A 21,211-nucleotide genomic window follows, 5' to 3' on the forward strand; every position below is an offset into this window, starting at 1 on the left:
GTCAGCTTGCGACCGCGCGGTCCGCGCGGCCGACCAGGGGGTTGCCGCGGTGGGGCTGCCAGGCGGCGCGCAGGACGCGCAGTTCCTCCCGCACCCGGGCCGAGGAGATCCGCCGGATGTCGTCGCTCAGGTCGAGGACGGTGGCCGCGGCCTGGTCGACCTCGCCCGCGCGCAGAAGGGAGTGGGCCGCCCGCAGCCCGATCAGGGCACGGGTGCGCAGCTCGACCGGCCGCCTGGCCCGCATGGACGCGGCGAAGTGGCGGGCGGCGGTGGCGTGGTCGCCGAGCTGGGTGAGGGTCAGGCCGATCTGGTGTTCCAGGGACTCGCGCCGGTAGTTGCCCGTCCACTCCGACTCGGGCGCGGAGTCGGCGCGTTCGAGCTGGGTCTCGGTGCGGCCGAGCAGCCGGAGGGCGTCCCAGCGGGTCCCGGCGGCGGCGTGGGTCTCGGCGCGCATGCCGGTGATCCACGCCTGGGTGCGGGCGGGGCCGTGCCCGGCCAGCGCGGACGCGGCCGCCTCGGCCAGGGCCAGCGCGTCGCCGTCGTGGCCCAGTTCGGCCGCCTGGACGGCCATGCTGCGCAGGGCGGTGGCGCGCAGCAGCAGGTCGGCGGCCTCGTCGGCGAGGCGCACGCTGCTGATGTAGTAGCGCTGGGCCAGGGCGTGGGCGCCGGCGTCCATGGCCATGTAGGCGGCCAGGTAGCTCAGCTCGGCGGCGGCGGCGAACAGGTCGGGCCTGTGGCGGCCGGTCGTACCGTGCAGGAGGGGGGTGACCTCGCGGGACAGGTAGGCGGCGACCGCGGCGCGGCCGTGGCCGCCGCCGTAGAGGTCGTCCAGGTCGGCGAAGGCGCGGGTGGTGGCGCGGATGCGTTCGACGTCGCCCGCCCCCGCCCGGCGGGCCCCCGCGCGTCCCGCTGGTTGACGCGCCGGACGACGTCCCGACAGAACGGATAAGCCGGATAAGCCGGATAAGGCGGCCAGGGTGAACGTGCGCCGGTTGAGCAGGTCGTCCTCCCCCAGCACGGCCAGCCGGGCGACCGGGTCGCCGCGCCAGGGGTCGTCGGACCACGGCCACCCGCCCGGCTCGGGCCACCCCAGATGCGCCGGGCGCAGGTCGGGCCTGCCCAGGCGGCGGCGGAACGCCTCGATCGCCGCGCGCACCGCCTCGGGGCGCGGGATCGTGCCGGTCAGCCAGTGGCCGACCGCCGAGCGGTCGTAGTGCACGCGCTCGCCACTCTCGGCGGCGACGGCGTTGACGTGCCGCGCGGTGGCCGCGTGCGTCCACCCCGCCTGCTCGATCAACGCCGCGAGCGCCCGGTTGACGACTGGGAGGGTACGCCGGGGCGGCATCTCGTCTTCACATCGCTTCACATCGCGGTGGCCTCGACGGTCCGCCGGACATGGCTCATCGTCAAGGGTGCGGACCGTGGCCCCCGGGTGACGGTCCTGAGCCGGTTGCGACGAGGGAGGTCTGATGGACGGGCTGGACGGCGAGGACCGGCGCGTGACCGGGCTGGAGGAGGCGGCGCACGAGGAGCTGACGACCGCGCTGGCGGGCCGCCCGCTGGTGTGCGTCGAACGGTTCAGCACGGCGTTGCGCACCGGCTACACCGGCCCGGCCTCGATCGGGGCGCTGCGCCCGGCTCTGAGCATCGGCTGCTACTCGGCCTGGGACCCGGCGCTGCCCGGCATGGTCGTCGCCGCCGAGGACCGCACCAGGACCCGCTCGGTCGCCGACCGGCGCGCCTGGCTGCCCCGCGTCCGGCACGAGGCCGCCCGGCACCTGCTCAAGCTGGACCGCCCGCCGGTCGTCTTCACCTGGTACGACAACGCCCGGCTGCGCGAGCTGGCCGGCCCCGGCGGCGTGGTCGCGGCCATCGACGCCGACGTGCGGGCCGCGATCGAGGCCAAGCACCTGCTGGACGACCTGCTGCGGGCGGCCGGCGTGCCGGCGGTGGCCCGGGTCCCCTGCGTGCACGTCGAGCGGCTGCCCGGACTCGCCGAGCTGCGGCGCGCGGTCGGCACCGAACGGGTCGTGGTGCAGGCGGGCGGGCGGGCGGACCGGCACGGCACCGTCGTCGTCGCCGACGAGAGGGACATGCCCCGGGCGGCCCGGCTGCTGGGGCCGTACCGGGTGGCGGCGTACGTGCCGGGCTGGCCGTGCACGATCGCGGTGCTCAGCGTGCCCGGCGGCGACGGCGGCGTCCGGGTGTACGCCGACCGCCCCGCCCACACCTCGGCCGGGATCGCCGAGCTGGGCGCGGGGCCGATGCGCAGCACGGGCGACGACTGGTCGCGTCCCTGGCCGACGTCCGCAGCCGCGCTGCTCGTCGAGTGCGCCGAGCGCATCGCGTCCTGGGCCTGGCGCAGGTACGGCGCGGCCGGCCTGTTCAGCGTGGAGGCCATCCTCACGCCGGACGAGCGGGTCTACCTGTCGTCGATCAAGTGGCGGCACCACGAGGGCACCGAGGTGTCGTCGGTCAACCAGCAGGCCGCCGGGCTGCCCCCGTTCGTGCTGGCCCACCTGTCGGTGATGCTCGGCGGGCCGGTGACCTGGCTGGGGGACGCGCACGAGTTCAACCAGCGCACGCTGCTGCGCGCGGCCCGGCCGGGCGGCCCCTTCCACGTCAGGGTCCGCCTGGACCGCGACACCCCCGTACGCGTGGTCGCCGCCCAGGGCTCCGGCGTCTACCGTCTGGACAGGTCGGGACACCTGCGGTGGGTGCGTCGGGGGGCGCACCCGTCCGACGCGCGGGCGGGTCAGGGCGAGTTCCTGCTGGCCAACCTGCCCGAGCCGGACGTCGTCTGCCATCCGGGGGCCGACCTGGCCACCGTCGAGGGGGTCGCCGAGGGCACGGCGCACCCGTTCGACGGCCCGGACGCCGTCTCCCCGGCCACCCGGCGGATCGTCGCGGCCGTCGAGAACCTGTTCGACGAGGTCAAAGAGCCCTGATCACGAGATTTCGACGAGCTGCCCGCAGGACCGATGAGTTCGCGCGCCCGCGGGAGTCCAACCCGGCGTCACCCCGATTCCGAGGAAGGACCCACACCGATGAGCACCACGCACATTCTCGACATCCCGGGCGGCCGCCTGCGCTACCACGTCCGCGGCAGCGGCCCCCTGCTGCTGCTCGTGGGCGCGCCGATGAACGCCGAGGCCTTCGTCCCGCTGGCCGAGGAGCTGGCCGGGGAGCACACCGTCGTCACGCACGACCCGCGCGGCGTGTCCGGCAGCACGCTCGACGACCCCGACCAGGACTCCACCCCGGCCCTGCGCGCCGACGACGCGATCGCGATCATGGACGCGCTCGGCGCCGAGTCCGCCGACGTGCTCGGCAGCAGCGGCGGCGCGGTGACCGGCCTGGCCCTGGTCGCCCGCCACCCCACCCGCGTGCGCACGCTCGTCGCGCACGAGCCGCCCGTGCTGGAGCTGCTGCCCGACGTGGCCCAGCGGCGCGCCGAGGTGGACGACATCATCGAGACGTTCCGCCGGGAGGGCCCGGGGGCGGCGTTCGGGAAGTTCATGGCCACCGCGGGCTTCGAGGGCGGCGAGGACGCCCCGCCCCCGCCGCCGAGCGAGTCGCCCGAGCAGGACCTGGCCGACGCCGCCCACTTCTTCCTGCACGAGCTGCGCGGCACCACCCGTTACGTCCCCGACGTCGCGGCACTGAAGGCCGGACCGGCCCGGGTCGTCGTGGGCATCGGGGCCGAGTCGGGCGGCCTGCTCACCTACCGCACCTCGCAGGCGCTGGCCGACCTGCTCGGCACGCCGCCGGTCGAGTTCCCCGGCGAGCACGGCGGCTTCGTCGACCGGCCGAAGGAGTTCGCCGACGTGCTGCGCGAGGTGCTGGCCCGCTGACGCGGCGGGCCCACGGCGGCGCGCTCAGCCGCCGGAGGTCGCACCGGCCGGGAAGCCGCCGGTCGCGATCGGCCCCCAGCGGTCGATCGAGATCCGGATCAGCGACTTGTTCTGGCGGCGCATGGCCTCCCGGTACTCCTCCCAGTCGGGGTGCTCGCCGGCGATGCACCGGTAGTAGTCCACCAGCGCGTCGAGGGCCTCGGGCAGGTCCAGGACCTCTCCCCGTCCGTCCACCTGGACGTACGGGCCGTCCCAGTCGTCGGACAGCACGCACATCGACACGCGCTCGTCGCGCCGCACGTTCCGGGCCTTGGCGCGCTCGGGGTAGGTGGAGACCACGATCCGGCCCTCGCCGTCGAGGCCGCACGAGACCGGCGAGAGCTGGGGACGCCCGTCGGCGCGGGTCGTCGAGAGCAGGCCGTGATGCCGGGGGCGGAGGAAGTCGAGAAGTTCGGGCAGGTCGACGTGGCGGGCGGTCGCGATCCTCGGAGCCATCTGGACGCCTTTCCTGTGCGGTGCCGGCTTCTCCTGGGCGGTGCCGGATTCGATCCTGCCATCCGGCGCGGGCCCCGCCTTCCGGGGCCCGGCCGAACGGCCCTAGGGTGTGGTTCGCCGACATGTCCCCGTACGTGCCCGAGGAAGGGAGCGGAATGCCGGAAGTCCGTCCGCTCCGGCCGGGCGATCCCGAGAGGATCGGCGACCACCGGCTGCTCGGCGTGCTCGGCTCCGGCGGGCAGGGAGTCGTCTACAAGGGCGTCGACGGCACGGGCCGCGAGGTCGCGGTCAAGCTGCTGCACAGCCACCTGACCCAGGACGACGCCGTCACCCGGGGCCTCCTGCGCGAGGCCGAGGCGGCGCGCCGGGTGGCCGCCTTCTGCACCGCCGCCGTGCTGGACGTGGGGGTGGCCGACGGGCGGCCGTACATCGTGAGCGAGTACGTCGCGGGCGACACCCTGCAGAGGCTCGTCCGGGAGTCGGGGCCGCGTACGGGGGGCGCGCTGGACCGGCTGGCGATCTCCACGCTGACCGCGCTGGCCGCCATCCACGAGGCCGGCATCGTGCACCGCGACTTCAAGCCGGGCAACGTGCTGATGGGGCCCGAGGGGCCGATCGTGATCGACTTCGGCATCGCCAAGGCGCTGGGGGCGACGACGATGGCCTCGGCGCCGATGGGGACGCCGGCGTACATGTCGCCGGAGCAGTTCGCGGGTGAGCGGGTCGGGCCGGCGTCCGACGTGTTCAGCTGGGCGGGGACGATGGTGTTCGCGGCCACCGGTCATCCGCCGTACGCCGGGGAGACGGTCGCCGCCATCCTGCACAAGGTCATGAGCGGCGTACCCGACCTGACGGGCCTGCCGGCCCGCCTGGTGGAGCCGATCCGGTCCTGCCTCGCCAAGGACCCCGCCGCCCGCCCCACCCCCGCCGCCCTCCTGCGCCACCTCATCAGCGCCCCCGGCACCCCCCACCCGGCCTCCCTCCAGACCCCGCCACCTCCCCCCGTCCCGCCGAGCCCGCCGCACACACCCGCCGCGCCCGCCGCCCCTGGCCCGGCGCATTCCCCGGCGACGGCCCCTCCCCCCGCGACCGGGGCGGCGGTTCCCCCTGCCGGGGCCGGGGCGACGGGCCCGGGGACGGTTCCGCCGCCCGGGGCCGGGGCTACCGGGCCCGCGTTTCACGGGGAGCCGACCAGGCCGGGTGCGGATCGGCGGGTCAGCCGGCGGGCCGTGATGGTCGGCGGTGCGGCGGCCGTGGCCGCCGCGGCCACGTCCGCGTTCCTCCTCCTGCGTCCCGCGAACAGCCTCGCCGACGACCCGCACCCCGGCCCCACCGGCGACCCGACCGACCCCCCGGCGTCGGGCACGCCGACGGCCCCCGCGACGGCCGCGACGAGCCCCGCGCCCGGCACGTCCCCGACAGCGGACCCAACAGCGGACCCAACAGCGGACCCGACAGCGGACCCGACAGCGGACCCCACCGGATCTCCCACGGGGTCCACCGGCCCGGCCCCCGCGGTCGAGCCGTTCGGCGCGCCGGTCAGGGAGCCCGTGCCGTTGCCCGCCGGCAGTGGCGAGCCCGCCGTCCTGGCCGCCGCCGGCTCCACCGTCGTCTGCGGCACGTCCAAGGGCGTGGCGCTAGTCTGGGACCTGGCCGCGGCGCCCGCGACCGTCCTCAGGCTCGGCGACGGAGGCGCCGCCGCGACCGCCGTGGCCTGCGGCGACGGCAGGGCCGCCACCGGGCACCGCGACGGCGGGACGCGGCTGTGGAACCCGGCGGGCGGCGTCCTCGGCAGGGTGAGCGCGGCCGACCCCGTCATCGCCGTCACCACCGCCGGACGCGGCGTCGCGGTCACCCAGAAGTACGACAGCCTCAAGGACCTGCACAGCGTCGTACGCCTGTGGGACATCGCCACCGGCCGCCAGATCGGCCCCGCCGTCACCGACCACTTCCAGGGCGTCAACGGCCTGGCCTTCGGCCGGCTCGGCGGCGACGACGTGCTCGTCACCGGCGACGGCGGCAACCGCGTCCGGGTACGCCGCCTGTCTGACGGAAAGGTGACACACACCTACAAGACCGGCGAGATCGGCGGCATCGAGCTGCTCGCCTGCGGCGAGCTGGACGGCCGTCCCGTCCTGGTCTCCACCCACCTGGACGCCACCCTGCGCGTCTACGACCTGGCCACCGGCAGGCGCAGGAAGAAGTGGACGTTCAGCCGCCGCAGCCCCGACGACCGGGGGACGTCCTCCCTGGTCGTGGGCGCGCTCGGCGGCAGGCCCGTCGCGGTCGTCGCGCACGCGCCGGGCGGCGGCGAGACGGTCGTCCGCGTCTGGAACCTGGCCGACGGCAAGGTCATCGGGGAGCTGGGCCCGGGGCCGGGCGCCGAGATCCGGGCCTTGGCGCTGGCCGAGCTGGAGGGCCGTCCCGTCGTCGTGGGCGCCGGCGGCGACGCTCTCCTCAGCGCGTGGAGCCTCGGTCCCGCCTGACGCTCATCTGCGTTTAAGAATCGCGGCCTAGGGTTCGGGCTGTGCTGACGGACGAAGCGATGGAACCCGTGCGGACGCGTCCGCGCCGGGTGTGGCGGCGGCGGCTGGCGACGGCGGTCGCGGTGCTCTTCGCGGCGGGGACGGCGGTCCGGCTCGGCGGCCTGGAGTCGGGCTTCCCGCTGGTCCCGCTGGTGTCCTTCACGCCGTACTTCGGGATCGCGGCGCTGCTGATGCTGGGGGTGGCGGCGCTGGCCCGCAGCAGGGCGGCGGTCGCGGTCATGCTGGCGGTGTGCGTGTGCCTGGCCTGGCTGGTGCTCCCGCGCGCCCTGCCCGGTGGCGCGGACGCCGCGACCGGCCGTCCGCTGCGCGTGCTGACCGCCAACCTCAACGGCGGCCGCGGCGACGCCCGCACGATCGTCGACCTGGTGCGCACGCTGAATGTGGACGTGCTGAGCCTCCAGGAGCTGACCTGGTCGGAACGCGACCGGCTGACGGCGGCCGGGCTGGAGACGCTGCTGCCGTACCAGGTCACCAAGCCGGAGACGTGGGGGCCGGTGGGCAGCGGCGTGTACGCGCGCTACCCGCTGACCGAGCGTACGGGCTTGTTCCAGCCGGTCGGGCACCACATGCCGGTCGTGGAGGCGGCGTTGCCCGGCGGTTCGGTGGAGGTGGTGGTCGTGCATCCGGTGGCGCCGGTGCCCTCGACCGTGCCGGAGTGGGAGGCGGGGGTCGGGACGCTGCCGCCCGCGTCGTCCACGGGCGCGCCGCGGATCCTGGCCGGGGACTTCAACGCCACGCTGGACCACGCCGTGTTCCGGCGGCTGCTGGGCACCGGCTACACCGACGCGGCGGCGGCCACCGGCAACGGGCTGGTGCCCACCTGGCCGATGCGCCGGATCCCGCCGCTGGTCGCCATCGACCACGTGCTCACGGACGGGCGCACGCGGGCGGTGGACGCGCGGATCCTCGACCTGCCGGGCTCGGACCACCGCGCCCTCTTCGCCGACCTGCGCGTCCAGAGCTGACCCGGCCGAACTCCGGCGCCCGGGACAGGCCGGACACGGTCCCGCGCCCGGGCAGGCCGGGCGCAGGACAGGCACGACCGCGCCCCCGACCGCGACCCCGCCCCCGGCCGCGGGCGGAGGCAGGACGCCGGGGCGGTCAGGCGAGCCAGGCCGCCGTGTCGGCGGGCAGGCGGTCGCCGTCCAGGGCGCCGCTGGCCAGCAGGACCGTGTCGTGGGCGGGCAGCGGCACCGGGCCGGGGCCCAGGTTGACCACGCAGGTCAGGCCGGAGTCCCGGGTGAAGGCGAGCACGTCGGGCCCAAGGTCGAGCCAGGTGAGCGTGCCGTCGCCGAGCCGCTCGGCGCGGATGCGCAGCCCGTTCCTGTAGAGGTTGAGCATCGAGCCCAGATCGGCGGTCTGGGCCTCGACGGTGAGCTTGTTCCAGGCGTCCGGCTGCGGCAGCCACGGCGTGGCCGTGCCGAACCCGAACGGCGGCTCGTCGCCCGACCACGGCAGCGGCACCCGGCACCCGTCGCGCCCCTTCACCGTGTGGTTCGAGCGCCGCCACATCGGGTCCTGGCGCAGCTCGTCGGGGATGTCGTCCACCTCCGGCAGGCCCAGCTCCTCGCCCTGGTAGATGTAGATGCCGCCGGGCAGCGCCATGGCCAGCAGCGCCGCCGCACGTGCCCGGCGGTAGCCGAGCTCCAGGTCGGAGGGGGCGCCGTCCCTGCGGTCGCCGTGGTCCCAGGAGGTGTCGGCGCGGCCGTACCGGGTGACGACGCGGGCGACGTCGTGGTTGGACAGCACCCAGGTGGGCGGGGCGCCGAGCGGGGTGTGGGTGGCGAGGGTCTGCTCGATCACCTGGCGCAGGCCGGCGGGCTCCCAGGGGCAGGCCAGGAACGGGAAGTTGAAGACGGTGTGCAGCTCGTCGTGGCGCAGGTAGCGGGCCAGGCGCTCCTGGTCGGGCAGCCACACCTCGCCGACCAGGACGCGGTCGTCGTACTCGTCGTTGATCAGGCGCCAGCTCCGGTAGACGTCGTGGACCTCGTCCAGGTCCTCGTACGAGCCGGTCAGGCCGTCGGGCTTGGTGAGCAGTGCGGCGGAGTCGATGCGGATGCCGTCCACGCCGCGGTCGTACCAGAAGCGCAGCACGTCGTGGAACTCGCGGTGGACGTCCGGGTTGGTCCAGTTGAGGTCGGGCTGCCCGGGGTCGAACAGGTGCAGGTACCACTGGCCGTCGGGCACCTGCGTCCAGGCGGGGCCGCCGAAGATCGACTGCCACTCGCCGGGCTCGTCCCGGAACCAGAACCGGTCGCGCACGGACGGGTCGCGCAGCGCCTCCCGGAACCACTCGCTCGCGGTCGAGCTGTGGTTCGGCACCACGTCGATGATGATCCTGATGTTCAGCTCGTGCGCCTCGGCGATGAACTCCTCCGCCTCGGCCAGGGTGCCGAACACGGGATCGATGTCCCGGTAGTCGGCCACGTCGTACCCGCCGTCGGCCAGCGGCGACGGGTACCAGGGGTTGAGCCAGATCGCGTTCACCCCGAGCGTCGACAGGTACGGCAAACGTGCCCGCAGCCCCGCCAGGTCGCCCACGCCGTCACCGTTGCCGTCGGCGAAGCTGCGCAGGTAGACCTGATAGATCGCGGCTCCCCGCCACCACGTTTCGGACATGCTGAAGACAACTCCTTGCCATAGGTGGAGGCACTCAGCCCTTGAGGCTGCCGGCGGTGAGTCCCGCCATGATGTGCCGCTGGAAGATGAAGAAGACGATGATCGTCGGGATGCTGGCGATCACCAGGCCGCCCATGACCTGGTCCTGCGACACGGCCCCGGCGGTCTGGGCCAGGCCCACGCTGAGCGTCATCTTCTCGCTGTCGCTCATGACGAGCAGCGGCCAGATGAAGTCCTTGAACGAGGTGACGATCGTGAAGATCGACGTCACGCCGAGGATCGGGCGGGAGACCGGCAGCACCACCGACCACAGGATGCGGAACGGGCCGCCGCCGTCGATCTGGGCGGCTTCGAGCAGCTCGCGGGGGATGGAGTCGAAGAACCTCTTGAGCAGGAAGATGTTGAAGCCGTTGGCCGCGGCGGGCAGCCACAGGCCCCACGGGTTGTTCAGCAGGTCCCAGCCGAAGATCGGCACGTCGTGGATGGCGAGATAGGTGGGGATGAGCACGACCATCGGCGGGATCATCAGGGTGGCCAGCATCGCGCCGAGGATGACGTTGCCGAGCGCCGGGCGCAGCTTGGACAGCGCGTACGCGGCGGTGACGTCGACCGCCATGGTGACCAGCCAGCCGCCGCCGGCGTACACGACGGTGTTCCGCAGCAGCGTGCCGATGTCGAACAGCTCCCAGGCCTCCAGGAACTTCCCGAAGTTCAGCTTCTCGGGGAAGAGCGTGGGCGGCACCTGGGCGAACTCCTCGGCCGACTTCAGCGCGCCGGTGATCATCCAGTACATCGGCAGCAGGAAGACGACCGTGAACGTCACGACCGTCGCGACCAGGACCGTCCAGTAGACGCGCCGCCCCCACCGGCTGTTGAGCTGGTGCGGGGAGATGATCGTGCGGAACTGCACCTCGATGCGCCGGGGCGGCCGCCGCCGTGCCCGGCGTCCTGCCGAGGACGGCGCGGCGGGGCGTTGCAGGGTGGCGTTCGACATGGTCAGCTCTTCTCCTCGCGGGTCAGCCGGAGCTGCACGGCGGCGAAGGCGAGCAGGACGACCATGAGCATCATCCCCAGCGCGCCGCCCGCGCCGTAGTTGCTGTAGGTGAACGCCTGCTGGAACATCAGGAAGGCGACGGTGGCGGTGGCGTTCTCGGGGCCGCCGCCCGTCAGCAGGTACGGCTCGATGAAGACCTGCATGGTCGCGACGATCTGCAACATCAGCATGAGCAGCAGGATCAGCCGGGTCTGCGGGATCGTGATGTGCCTGATCCGCTTCCACACGCCGGCGCCGTCGAGCTCGGCGGCCTCGTAGAGGTCGGGCGAGATGTTCTGCAGCGCGGCGAGGTAGATCAGGGTCGCCGAGCCCATGTTCATCCAGGTCGAGACGAGCACCAGGCAGAGCAGCGCGGTGTCGGTGGAGTAGATCCAGTTGAGGCCGGGCAGCGAGAAGAATTCGAGGATCTGGTTGAACAGGCCGACGTCGGGGTCGTAGAACCAGCGGAAGAGCAGCACCGCGACGGCCGGGGGCAGCATGACCGGCAGGTACACCACGAACCGCAGGTAGGCCCGGCAGTGGCGGAGCTCGTTGAGCAGGATGGCCACCGCGAACGGCAGCCCGTAGCCGAGCACCAGCGCGAGGACGGTGAAGGTGAGCGTGTTCAGCCACGCGGGCCCGAAGGCGGGGTCGGCGAAGGCGGTCCTGAAGTTCTCCAGGCCGACCCACTCGGGCTCGTTGACCAGGTCGGTCTTCTGGAAGCCGAGGATGAACTCCTGGACGATGGGGTACCAGGAGAACAGTACGAAGCAGAACAGCGCCCCGACCATGAACCCGTAGGCCGTCAGGTTCCTCCGCAACGCCCGGCGCAGCGGCGAGGGCGGCCTCGGCCGTCGCGCGGTTCCGGCGGTGGCAATGCTCATGGGGTGTCTCCGATCACCGACTCGACGTACCGGGGCGCCGGCGGACGCGGCGCCCCGGTCTCACGTTCCGCTCAGCCCTTGCTGGCCAGCATGGCGTTCGCCTTGGTCTCGGCGTCCGCGAGGAGCTGGTCGACGTCGGCGTCCTCGCGGCTCAGCACGGCCGACATGGCCACGTCGAGGATGGCGTAGAGCTCCTGGGCGTGCGGCGGCTCCATCTTGGGCGGGATGGTGGCCGAGGCGTCCACGTACGGCTGGTAGTTCTCCACCGGCAGGGTGGCGCTGGCCTTGCGGCCGTCCTGGATGGCCTTGCCGGTGGGCGAGGCGCCGTAGACATCGTTGTCCGGCACGCCGACCGGGTTGCCGAGCGCCTTGCCACGGGCGAAGTCGAAGCGGCCCTTGTCGACGGTGTTGAACCGGAAGTCCACCCAGGCCAGACCGGCCTTGACCTGCTCGGGCGTGGCCTTGGGGTTGACGAAGAACGCCTCGCCGCCGCTCAGTGACGCCTTGGCCTCGGGGAAGCCGGTGATGCCGTAGTCGGTGGAGGCGCCCTTGAACTTGTTGACCACGTCGGTGACGACGTCGGGGGCGCCGAGCATCATGCCGACCTTGCCCGAGCCCATGGCCTGCATGAGGGGCTCCCAGGCGTTGAACAGCTTGGCGCCGGTGCTCTTGTCCACCCAGCGCAGGTCCTTCAGGAACTGCAGCACGGCCTTGCCCTCGGGCGAGTTGAACGCGGCGGTCTTGCCGTCGGCCGAGACCATGTCGCCGCCGCGGCCGTACAGGGCCTGGTTGAAGTGCCAGCCGCCGGTGTTGCCGCCGGAGTACTCGCCGTAGCCTATGACGCCGCCGCCGAGCGCGGCGATCTTCTTGGCCGCCTCGCGGACCTCGTCCCAGGTCTTGGGCGGGGTGTTGGGGTCGAGCCCGGCCTTGGTGAACAGCGCCCGGTTGTAGACCAGGCCGACACTGTAGTGCACGTTGGGGACGCCGTAGACCTTGCCGTCCTTGGTGACCAGGTCGCGGACGTCCTGGCGCAGGTCGTTCCAGTTCTTGATCTCACCGGTGTACTGCGTGATGTCGAGGCCCTGGCCCTTGCCGATCACGTCGGCGTAGTTGGTGACCGGCACCACGAACACGGTCTCCATCTGGCCGCCGGCCATCTTCGGCCCGAAGGTCTTGGGATCGAAGCAGGGCTGCTGGTCGGTGCTCTTGACCGTCACGCCGGGGTGGGCCTGCTGGAAGGCGGCCACGTCGTCGTCCCAGGCCTGACGCTCCTTGGGCGCGGACTTCGCGGGCTGGCAGGCGACGGTGATGTTCACCTGCGCGGCACCTGAGGCGCTGTTCTGTGCCTGGGGCTTGGTGTCGTCACTGCCGCAGGCCGCGGCGCTCATGCTCAGGCCTGCCGCCAGGAGCAGCCCCACAGTCCTGCGATAGTCCGATCTCTTCATCGATCTGACCCTTCCGAAGCTTGACGAAGCCGGGGGACGGTGAGGCGCCCCGCTGTGCGCTCACAATGGCAGATCGCTCAGATGTCCGCAATGTTTCGACATGGGATTGCAAGATAACGACTAGGTCACTGGAAGTCGCCTTCAGAGGGGGTCGCGCACCCGTCCCGTCGAGGCTCTGACCACCAGCTCCGGGTCGAACAGCAGCTCGTCGGCGGGCACCACGTGCTTGTCGATCTGCGCGATGAGCAGGTCGACGGCCGCCCGGCCCATGGCGTCGATCGGCTGGCGGACGGTGGTCAGCGGCGGGTCGGTGCAGTTCATCAGGGCCGAGTCGTCGAACCCGACCACCGAGACGTGCTCCGGCACCGACAGGCCGGCCCGGCGCACGGCCCGCACCGCGCCGAGCGCGAGCACGTCGCTGGCGCACACGATGCCGGTGACGCCCTTGGCGACCAGCCGGGCGGCGGCCGCGTGGCCGCCCTCCAGCGAGTACATGCTGTGCTCGACCAGCGCGGGATCGACCTGGTCGGCCACGGCGGCGAGCTTGCGCCGGGACGGCATGTGATCGCGCGGCCCGAGCACCAGGCCCACCCGCTCGTGGCCCAGGCTGCGCAGATGGCCGAGGGCGATCTCGGCGGCCACCACGTCGTCGGCCGACACCTGCGGGAACCCCAGGTGCTCGACCGCGGCGTTGACCAGGACGGTGGGCAACCCGCGCTCGGAGAGCAGCTCGTAGTGCCCGTGGGAGGCGTCGGCCTGGGCGTAGTGCCCGCCGGCGAAGACGACGCCGGAGACCTGCTGCGAGAGCAGGAGGCTCACGTAGTCGGCCTCGCTGACCCCGCCGACCGTGCGCGTGCACAACACGGAGGTGAAGCCCTGCTGGGCCAGGGCGCCGCCGACGACCTCGGCGAACGCGGGGAAGATCGGGTTCTGCAGCTCGGGGAGCACCAGGCCGACCAGCCGGGCGCGGTCGCCGCGCAGGCGGGTCGGGCGCTCGTACCCGAGGACGTCGAGCGCCGTGAGCACGGCCTCCCTGGTGGCCTCCGACACGCCGGGCTTGCCGTTGAGCACCCGGCTCACGGTCGCCTCACTCATGCCGACCTTCTTGGCCACGTCTCCGAGTCGTCGGGTCATGCGCAAACTATACGACCAAATCCGCAAACACTTGCAACAGCTTGCGCCCTTCCTTGCAGTCACTGCCCACGAGAACCGCGAGTCGTGCAGGGCTCTTGAGCTGGCTCCTTCAAGACAGGCGGGATGCCCACCCGCAGTCGATTATTTGCGAAATGAAGTAGAAACATTGCGCATTTCTATTGGTCAACTTAAGGTGCGGGCAACCCTCCCAGCCTGACGAGAGGTGACACCCCCCATGAAGCGCAAGCCTTCCCTCTTACGACCGCTCGCGGCGGCCGTGGCGGTCGCCCTGGCGATGATCGGCTGGACGGCCCTTCCGGCCGCGGCCGCGGGCCCGAACCTGGCGGCCGGGAAGCCCGTCACGGTCAGCAGCAGCACCGACGTGTACGGCGGCGGCAACGCCACCGACGGCAACCAGGCCACCTACTGGGAGAGCGCCAACAACGCCTTCCCCCAGTGGATCCAGGTGGACCTCGGCTCGGCCGTCAGCGTGAACCAGCTGGTCCTGAAGCTGCCCTCCACGTGGGAGTCCAGGACGCAGACGCTGACGGTGCAGGGCGGCACCGACAACCCGCCGACCACCACCCTCTCGGCCTCGGCCGTCCGCACGTTCGCCCCGGCGGCGACGATCACCTTCACCGCGGCGACCGTCCGGTACGTCCGGGTGACGGTCACCGCCAACACCGGCTGGCCCGCCGCCCAGGTCTCGGAGTTCGAGGTGTACGGCCCCGGCTCGGGCGACACCCAGGCCCCGGCCGCGCCCGGCAACCTGGCCTACACCGAGCCCGCCAGTGGCCAGATCAAGCTGACCTGGACCGCCGCCACCGACGACGTGGGCGTGACCGGCTACGACGTCTACGCCAACAACGCGCTGCGCGCCAGCGTCGCCGGGAACGTGCTGACCTACACCGACAACCAGCCCGGCACGCTCACCGTCTCCTACCACGTCAGGGCCAGGGACGCGGCGGGCAACCAGTCGCCGCCGAGCAACACCGTCACCCGGACCGGCAGCGGCGGGGGCGGCTCCAACCTGGCCGCCGGCAAGCCGATCACCGCCTCCTCCTACGTGCACACCTACGTCGCCGCCAACGCCAACGACAACAGCGTGACGACGTACTGGGAGGGCGCGGGCGGCAGCTACCCGAACACGCTCACCGTGCAGCTCGGCGCGAACGCCGACGTGTCCTCGGTCGTGGTCAGGCTCGACCCGGCGGCCGTGTGGAGCACCCGTACCCAGACCTTCCAGGTGCTCGGCCGGGAGCAGGGGGCCTCGGGGTTCACGAACCTGGTCTCCTCGGCGTCGTACACGTTCGACCCGGCCTCGGGGAACACGGTGACGGTCCCGGTCGGCGCGCGGGTGGCCGACGTGCGGCTGTCGTTCACGGCCAACACCGGGGCTCCGGCGGGGCAGGTGGCCGAGCTCCAGGTGATCGGCGTGCCCGCGCCGAACCCGGACCTGACCGTGACCTCGCTGTCCTGGACGCCGCAGGCGCCGGTGGAGACCGACGCCGTCACGCTGGCGGCCGTGGTGAGGAACGCCGGCAACGCGCCGTCGGCCGCGACCGACGTCGCCTTCTCCCTCGGCGCCGCCAAGGTCGCCACCGCGAACGTGGGCGCGCTGGCCGCCGGCGCCTCCGCGACCGTGACCGCGAACATCGGCGCCCGGGACGCCGGCAACTACCCGGTCACCGCCAAGGCCGACGACGCCGGGACCGTCATCGAGCAGAACGAGTCCAACAACTCCCTCACCGGCCCGTCCCCGCTGGTGGTCAAGCCGGTGGACACCTCCGACCTGGTCGCCTCGCCGGTCTCCTGGACGCCGGGCAACCCGGCCGGCGGCAGCACGGTCACGTTCTCGGTCGCGATCAAGAACCAGGGCACGGTCGCCTCGGCGGCGGGCGCGCACGGCGTCACGCTGACCGTCGCGAACGAGGCGGGCACGGTCGTCAGGACCCTCACCGGCTCCCACAGCGGCGCGATCGCCGCCGGCGCCACCACCGCGCCCGTCACCCTGGGCACCTGGACGGCCGCCAACGGCAGGTACACGGTGAAGACCGTCATCGCGAACGACGCCAACGAGCTGCCGGTCAAGCAGGCCAACAACACCAGCACCCAGCAGCTCTTCGTGGGCCGCGGCGCGAACATGCCGTACGACACCTACGAGGCCGAGGACGGCGTGACCGGCGGCGGCGCGCAGGTCGTCGGCCCGAGCAGGGACGTCGGCACGGTGGCCGGCGAGGCGTCGGGCCGTCGCGCGGTGACGCTGAACCAGAACGGCTCCTACGTCGAGTGGACCACCAAGGCCGACACCAACACCCTGGTCACCCGCTTCTCCATCCCGGACGCCCCGGGCGGCGGCGGGACGAACTCGACCCTGAACATCTACGTCGACGGCGCCTTCCACAAGGCCATCGACCTGACCTCGAAGTACGCCTGGCTGTACGGCGCGGAGGCGAGCCCCGGCAACTCGCCCGGCGCCGGCCCGGCCCGGCACATCTACGACGAGGCCAACGTCATGCTGAACACCACCGTCCCCAAGGGCAGCAGGATCAGGCTGCAGAAGGACCCGGCCAACACCACGACCTACGCCATCGACTTCGTCAGCCTGGAGCAGGTCTCCCCGGCCGCGAACCCCGACCCCGCGCACTACGCCGTACCGGCCGGGTTCTCCCAGCAGGACGTGCAGAACGCCCTGGACAAGGCGCGCCAGGACAGCAACCTGACCGGCGTCTACCTGCCCGCCGGCACGTACCAGACGACGGGCAAGTTCCAGGTGTACGGCAAGGCCGTCAAGGTGGTCGGCGCGGGCCCCTGGTACACCAGGTTCGTCTCGCCCTCCGGCCAGGACGGCACCGACGTCGGCTGGCGCACCGAGGCGTCGTCGAACGGCTCGACGTTCGCCGGGTTCGCCCACTTCGGCAACTACACCTCGCGCATCGACGGCCCCGGCAAGATCTTCGACCTGTCGAAGGTCTCGAACATGACGATCGACAACATCTGGGTCGAGCACCAGATCTGCATGTTCTGGGGCACGAACGTCGACCACGTCACGATCAGGAACTCGCGGATCAGGAACACCTTCGCCGACGGCGCGAACTTCACCAACGGCAGCACGAACAACCTGATCACCAACGTCGAGACCCGCGCCACCGGCGACGACAGCTTCGCGCTGTTCGCGGCGATCGACAACGTCAACGCCGACCAGTCGGGCAACGTCTTCGAGAACATCAGCTCGCTGCTGACCTGGCGGGCCGCGGGCGTCGCGGTGTACGGCGGCCAGAACAACGTCGTGCGCAACGCCTACATCGCCGACACCCTGGTCTACTCGGGCATCACGATCAGCTCGCTCGACTTCGGCATCCCGATGCGGGACTTCGGGCCGGGCCAGACGAAGTTCGAGAACATCTCGCTCGTGCGCTCCGGCGGGCACTTCTGGGGACAGCAGACGTTCCCGGCGCTGTGGATCTTCTCCTCGTCCAAGAAGTTCACCGCGATCCGGGTGACCGACGTGGACATCGTGGACCCGACCTACAGCGGGATCATGTTCCAGACCGGCTACTCCAGCCCGAGCACGCCGCTGAACCCGGTCACCGACACGGTGTTCACGAACGTGTCGATCTCGGGGGCGCGCAGGAGCGGTGACGCCTTCGACGCCAAGTCCGGCTTCGGCATCTGGGTGAACGAGCTGCCCGAGCCGGGACAGGGCCCGGCGATCGGGTCGGCCACGTTCAACGGTCTGCGGCTGAGCGGCAACGCCACCGACATCCGCAACACGACGAGCACGTTCACGCTCAACGTGAACTGAGCCCGTCCCGACGTGTCGTCCGGGTCCGCGGGGGCCCGGACGACACGTCCGCGATATGACCAAAGTGGTATGGAAGCCGCGTGGACAACTTTAAAGTTTCTTTACATAATCCGATGAACCCGCTGGTCGCGGGCCCGCGCTCGGGCGACGAAAGGGTTGTCCACCATGAAGCGAACGCGCCGTCTCCTCGTCGTGCTGCTGGCCTCCGTCCTGGCGGCACTGGGCGTCCTCGTCGTCCAGACCTCCGCCCAGGCGGCCAACCTCCTCACCAACCCGGACTTCGAGACCGGGTCCCTGTCGCCGTGGTCGTGCACCGGCGGGCTGGGGTCCGTGGTCTCCACCCCGGTCCACTCCGGCACCAAGGCGCTGGCCGCGGCGGCCAGCGGGTCCGACACCGCGCAGTGCACCCAGTCGGTGTCGGTGCGGCCGAGCACGACGTACACGCTGAGCGCCTGGGTGCGCGGCAGCTACGTCTACCTCGGCGTCACCGGCGGCTCCTCCTCGTGGACCTCGTCGGCGACGGCGTACACGCAGCTCAGCGTGTCGTTCACGACGACGGCGAACCAGAGCACCGCCGTCATCTTCCTGCACGGCTGGTACGGGCAGGGCACCTACTACGCCGACGACGTCAACTTCGACGGCCCCGGCGGCACCGCCACCCCCACGGTCACCCCCACAGTCACCCCGACCGTGACGCCGACGGTGACCCCGACCGTCACGCCCACCGTGACGCCCACGGTCACCCCGACCGTGACCCCCACCGTGACGCCCACCGACACCACCTGCCCGACCAAGCCGCGCCCGGCCGGCAAGGTGATCCAGGGCTACTGGGAGAACTGGGACGGCGCCATCAACGGCGTGCACCCGCCGCTCGGCTGGATCCCGATCACCGACCCGCGCATCAAGCAGCACGGCTACAACGTGATCAACGCCGCGTTCCCCGTCATCCGCTCCGACGGCACCGTGCTGTGGGAGGACGGCATGGACGCCACCGTCAAGGTCGCCACCCCGGCCGAGATGTGCCAGGCCAAGGCCGCGGGCGCGACGATCCTCATGTCCATCGGCGGCGCGGCGGCCGGCATCGACCTCGGCTCCAGCGCCGTCGCCGACCGCTTCGTGGCGACCGTCGTGCCGATCCTGAAGAAGTACAACTTCGACGGTATCGACATCGACATCGAGACCGGCCTGACCGGCGGCGGGAGCATCACCCAGCTCTCGGCCTCGCAGTCGAACCTCATCCGGATCATCGACGGCGTGCTCGCCCAGATGCCGGCCGGGTTCGGCCTGACCATGGCGCCGGAGACGGCGTACGTGACGGGCGGCAGCGTGACGTACGGGTCCATCTGGGGCGCGTACCTGCCGATCATCAAGAAGTACGCCGACAACGGCCGCCTGTGGTGGCTGAACATGCAGTACTACAACGGCAGCATGTACGGCTGCTCCGGCGACTCCTACTCCGCCGGCACCGTGCAGGGCTTCACCGTGCAGACCACCTGCCTGAACAACGGCCTGACCATCCAGGGCACGACGATCACCGTCCCCTACGACAAGCAGGTTCCCGGCCTGCCCGCGCAGCCGGGAGCCGGCGGCGGGTACATGGCGCCCTCGCTGGTGTCGCAGGGCTGGAACGCCTTCAACGGCCAGCTCAAGGGCCTGATGACCTGGTCGATCAACTGGGACGGCTCGAAGGGCTGGACGTTCGGGGACAACGTCAGAGGTCTGCAGGGTCGCTAGGGACAGGACGCGGCGGCCTCCCGGCGCGCCAGGGGCGCCGGGAGCGCCGCCGCGTCCGCAAGGTAACGCCAGGTAACGCTTGGCTGTGAATCCGTCCCACTGGTTTGCCGCGTTTGCGGGTGCATGGAAGCCTCTAGGCAAAAAGCGCCGAGGACCAGGTGGGGATTCAGGTGTCAAGAGTTAGCGGGGGGACGGTGTCGCGGCGTTCCGGCCGGTTGACCGCCTGCGTGATGGGGTTCGCCGCCCTGGCCGTGCTGGCCGCCGGATGCTCCCTCGGCGCCACCACCGGCCAGGAGACCACCGGCGCACAGCCGCCGCAGGCGTCCCCGCCCGCCGCCACCGCGAAGGCCCAGAAGCCGCCGCCCGTGGAAGCCGACTGGCCGCGCTGGGGGCTGACCCACACCGGCGTCAGCGCCAACAACATCACCCCGCGCCTGGAACAGGACGTCGCCCGCGCGCTGTCCGAGACGCCGATGCTGCAGAACCAGCACATCATGGGCTTCGGCGCGCTCAACCCCGAGCCGCGCCGGGGCGACTACTTCTGGGAGGACCTCGACAGCCGGACGAACTTCATGCGGGAGTCCGGCGGCACCGGGATCATCACGCTGTGCTGCGCCCCCGACTGGATGAAGGGCGGCCCCGAAGGCCCGACCGAGGAGTCGGCCTGGCAGGAGCACCTGGAGGACGCGCCGTACCCGGAGTACTTCGACGAGTTCGCCAAGCTGGCGGCGACCGTGGCCGAGCGGTACCGGGACGTGAAGTACTTCATGGTCTGGAACGAGTTCAAGGGCTTCTGGCGTGACCACAAGAAGCCTGCGGACTACAAGGGCTACACCCAGCTGTACAACAAGGTGTACGACGCGGTGAAGGCGGTCCGTCCCGACGCCAAGGTCGGCGGCCCGTACCTGGGCTTCGACAGCGACAGCAAGGGCGACACCGAGCTGCGCGGCCCGTGGGGGGCGGTCAACCAGCACGCCCTCGACGCCTTCGAGTACTGGTTCAAGAACAAGAAGGGCGCCGACTTCGTCGTCGTGGACGGCGCCTCCCCCACCGAGACCCACGAACTGCTGCCGGACGCGTTCGGCGCCCTGGCCAAGTTCAGCGCGATCACCAAGTGGCTGCGCGAGAAGACCGGCGACCTGCCGGTGTGGTGGTCGGAGTGGTACTTCGTGCCCGAGGACGGCACCGTCTGGGACGAGCCCATGCGGCTGGCCGTGCAGGCCGCCTCGATGATGGAGTTCGCCAAGAGCGGCGCCAGCACGGCCCTGTACTGGAACCCGCAGGCCAAGGACGGCGAGTGCAGGGCCTGCATGTGGGAGCCGCGCACGGGCGCGCTGATGCCGACGGGCAAGCTGGTGGGCGACTTCACCCGGTGGTTCCCGGCGGGCGCGCAGATCGACCCGGTCACCTCCTCCGACCCGCGGGTGCGGGTGCTGGCCCAGCCGCAGCGGCTGCTCGCGGTCAACACGGTCGACAAGCAGGTCACCACGACGGTGGACGGCAAGGAGCTGACGCTCAAGCCGTACGAGATCAAGTGGAGCGACCGCTAGCTGTTCTGCCCCGTGCGGTGATCATACGGGCGTGATGGCGGTCCGGTATGACGGCCGCCATTGATCCGGCTGACTCGCCTTGACACGATGCGCAAGATTCCGAGTAAATCTG

The 21,211-nt window shown here is 71.9% G+C and carries 14 protein-coding genes; 7 read left to right on the plus strand and 7 right to left on the minus strand.

Annotated elements, in window-relative coordinates:
- Nucleotide 1: 1 nt before the first annotated feature.
- Nucleotides 2–1,345 (minus strand): hypothetical protein, encoded by a 1,344-nt coding sequence (locus ACWCSU_RS38070; protein WP_357707932.1) that lies wholly within the window; start codon nt 1,343–1,345, stop codon nt 2–4.
- Between the two features lie 124 nt (nt 1,346–1,469).
- On the opposite strand from ACWCSU_RS38070, the gene ACWCSU_RS38075 reads away from it, so the two are divergent.
- Nucleotides 1,470–2,948 (plus strand): phosphoribosylaminoimidazole carboxylase, encoded by a 1,479-nt coding sequence (locus ACWCSU_RS38075; RefSeq protein WP_357707931.1) that lies wholly within the window; start codon nt 1,470–1,472, stop codon nt 2,946–2,948.
- 99 nt (nt 2,949–3,047) lie between these two features.
- Nucleotides 3,048–3,854 (plus strand): alpha/beta fold hydrolase, encoded by an 807-nt coding sequence (locus ACWCSU_RS38080; protein ID WP_357707930.1) that lies wholly within the window; start codon nt 3,048–3,050, stop codon nt 3,852–3,854.
- Between the two features lie 24 nt (nt 3,855–3,878).
- Here ACWCSU_RS38080 and ACWCSU_RS38085 read toward each other — a convergent pair whose 3' ends face one another.
- Nucleotides 3,879–4,349, minus strand: coding sequence for a PPOX class F420-dependent oxidoreductase (locus ACWCSU_RS38085; RefSeq protein ID WP_449941688.1), 471 nt, complete (start codon nt 4,347–4,349; stop codon nt 3,879–3,881).
- Nucleotides 4,350–4,504: 155 nt separating this feature from the next.
- On the opposite strand from ACWCSU_RS38085, the gene ACWCSU_RS38090 reads away from it, so the two are divergent.
- Both ACWCSU_RS38090 and ACWCSU_RS38095 read left to right on the plus strand, forming a co-directional pair.
- Nucleotides 4,505–6,835, plus strand: a complete 2,331-nt coding sequence (locus ACWCSU_RS38090; protein WP_449941689.1) for a protein kinase domain-containing protein — start codon at nt 4,505–4,507, stop codon at nt 6,833–6,835.
- Nucleotides 6,836–6,876: 41 nt separating this feature from the next.
- Entirely contained in the window at nt 6,877–7,860 is a 984-nt protein-coding gene (locus ACWCSU_RS38095; protein WP_449941691.1) for an endonuclease/exonuclease/phosphatase family protein, read from the plus strand.
- Nucleotides 7,861–7,996: 136 nt separating this feature from the next.
- Here the strand turns inward: ACWCSU_RS38095 and ACWCSU_RS38100 are convergent, their stop codons facing one another.
- The 5 genes from ACWCSU_RS38100 to ACWCSU_RS38120 form a co-directional block, all read right to left on the minus strand.
- Entirely contained in the window at nt 7,997–9,514 is a 1,518-nt protein-coding gene (locus ACWCSU_RS38100) for a glycoside hydrolase family 13 protein (RefSeq protein WP_357693558.1), read from the minus strand.
- 34 nt (nt 9,515–9,548) lie between these two features.
- Nucleotides 9,549–10,508 (minus strand): carbohydrate ABC transporter permease, encoded by a 960-nt coding sequence (locus ACWCSU_RS38105; RefSeq protein WP_357693560.1) that lies wholly within the window; start codon nt 10,506–10,508, stop codon nt 9,549–9,551.
- 2 nt (nt 10,509–10,510) lie between these two features.
- A complete protein-coding gene (locus ACWCSU_RS38110; RefSeq protein WP_449941693.1) occupies nt 10,511–11,431 on the minus strand; it encodes a carbohydrate ABC transporter permease in 921 nt (306 codons plus the stop codon).
- Between the two features lie 71 nt (nt 11,432–11,502).
- On the minus strand, nt 11,503–12,876 hold the full coding sequence (locus tag ACWCSU_RS38115; RefSeq protein WP_449941695.1) for an ABC transporter substrate-binding protein: 1,374 nt from the start codon (nt 12,874–12,876) through the stop codon (nt 11,503–11,505).
- 141 nt (nt 12,877–13,017) lie between these two features.
- Nucleotides 13,018–14,010: a LacI family DNA-binding transcriptional regulator gene (locus ACWCSU_RS38120; protein ID WP_357693566.1), complete on the minus strand. Its 993-nt coding sequence runs from the start codon at nt 14,008–14,010 to the stop codon at nt 13,018–13,020.
- A gap of 235 nt (nt 14,011–14,245) precedes the next feature.
- On the opposite strand from ACWCSU_RS38120, the gene ACWCSU_RS38125 reads away from it, so the two are divergent.
- The 3 genes from ACWCSU_RS38125 to ACWCSU_RS38135 all read left to right on the plus strand — a co-directional run bounded on the left by ACWCSU_RS38125 (nt 14,246) and on the right by ACWCSU_RS38135 (nt 21,099).
- The gene (locus ACWCSU_RS38125; protein WP_449941697.1) at nt 14,246–17,815 is read left to right on the plus strand and encodes a galactose-binding domain-containing protein; all 3,570 of its coding nucleotides are present in this window, start codon (nt 14,246–14,248) and stop codon (nt 17,813–17,815) included.
- 165 nt (nt 17,816–17,980) lie between these two features.
- Nucleotides 17,981–19,549, plus strand: a complete 1,569-nt coding sequence (locus tag ACWCSU_RS38130) for a carbohydrate binding domain-containing protein (protein ID WP_449941699.1) — start codon at nt 17,981–17,983, stop codon at nt 19,547–19,549.
- A gap of 194 nt (nt 19,550–19,743) precedes the next feature.
- Entirely contained in the window at nt 19,744–21,099 is a 1,356-nt protein-coding gene (locus ACWCSU_RS38135) for a xylan 1,4-beta-xylosidase (protein ID WP_449941700.1), read from the plus strand.
- Nucleotides 21,100–21,211: the final 112 nt, after the last annotated feature.

The organism is Nonomuraea sp. NPDC001699, from assembly GCF_053596455.1.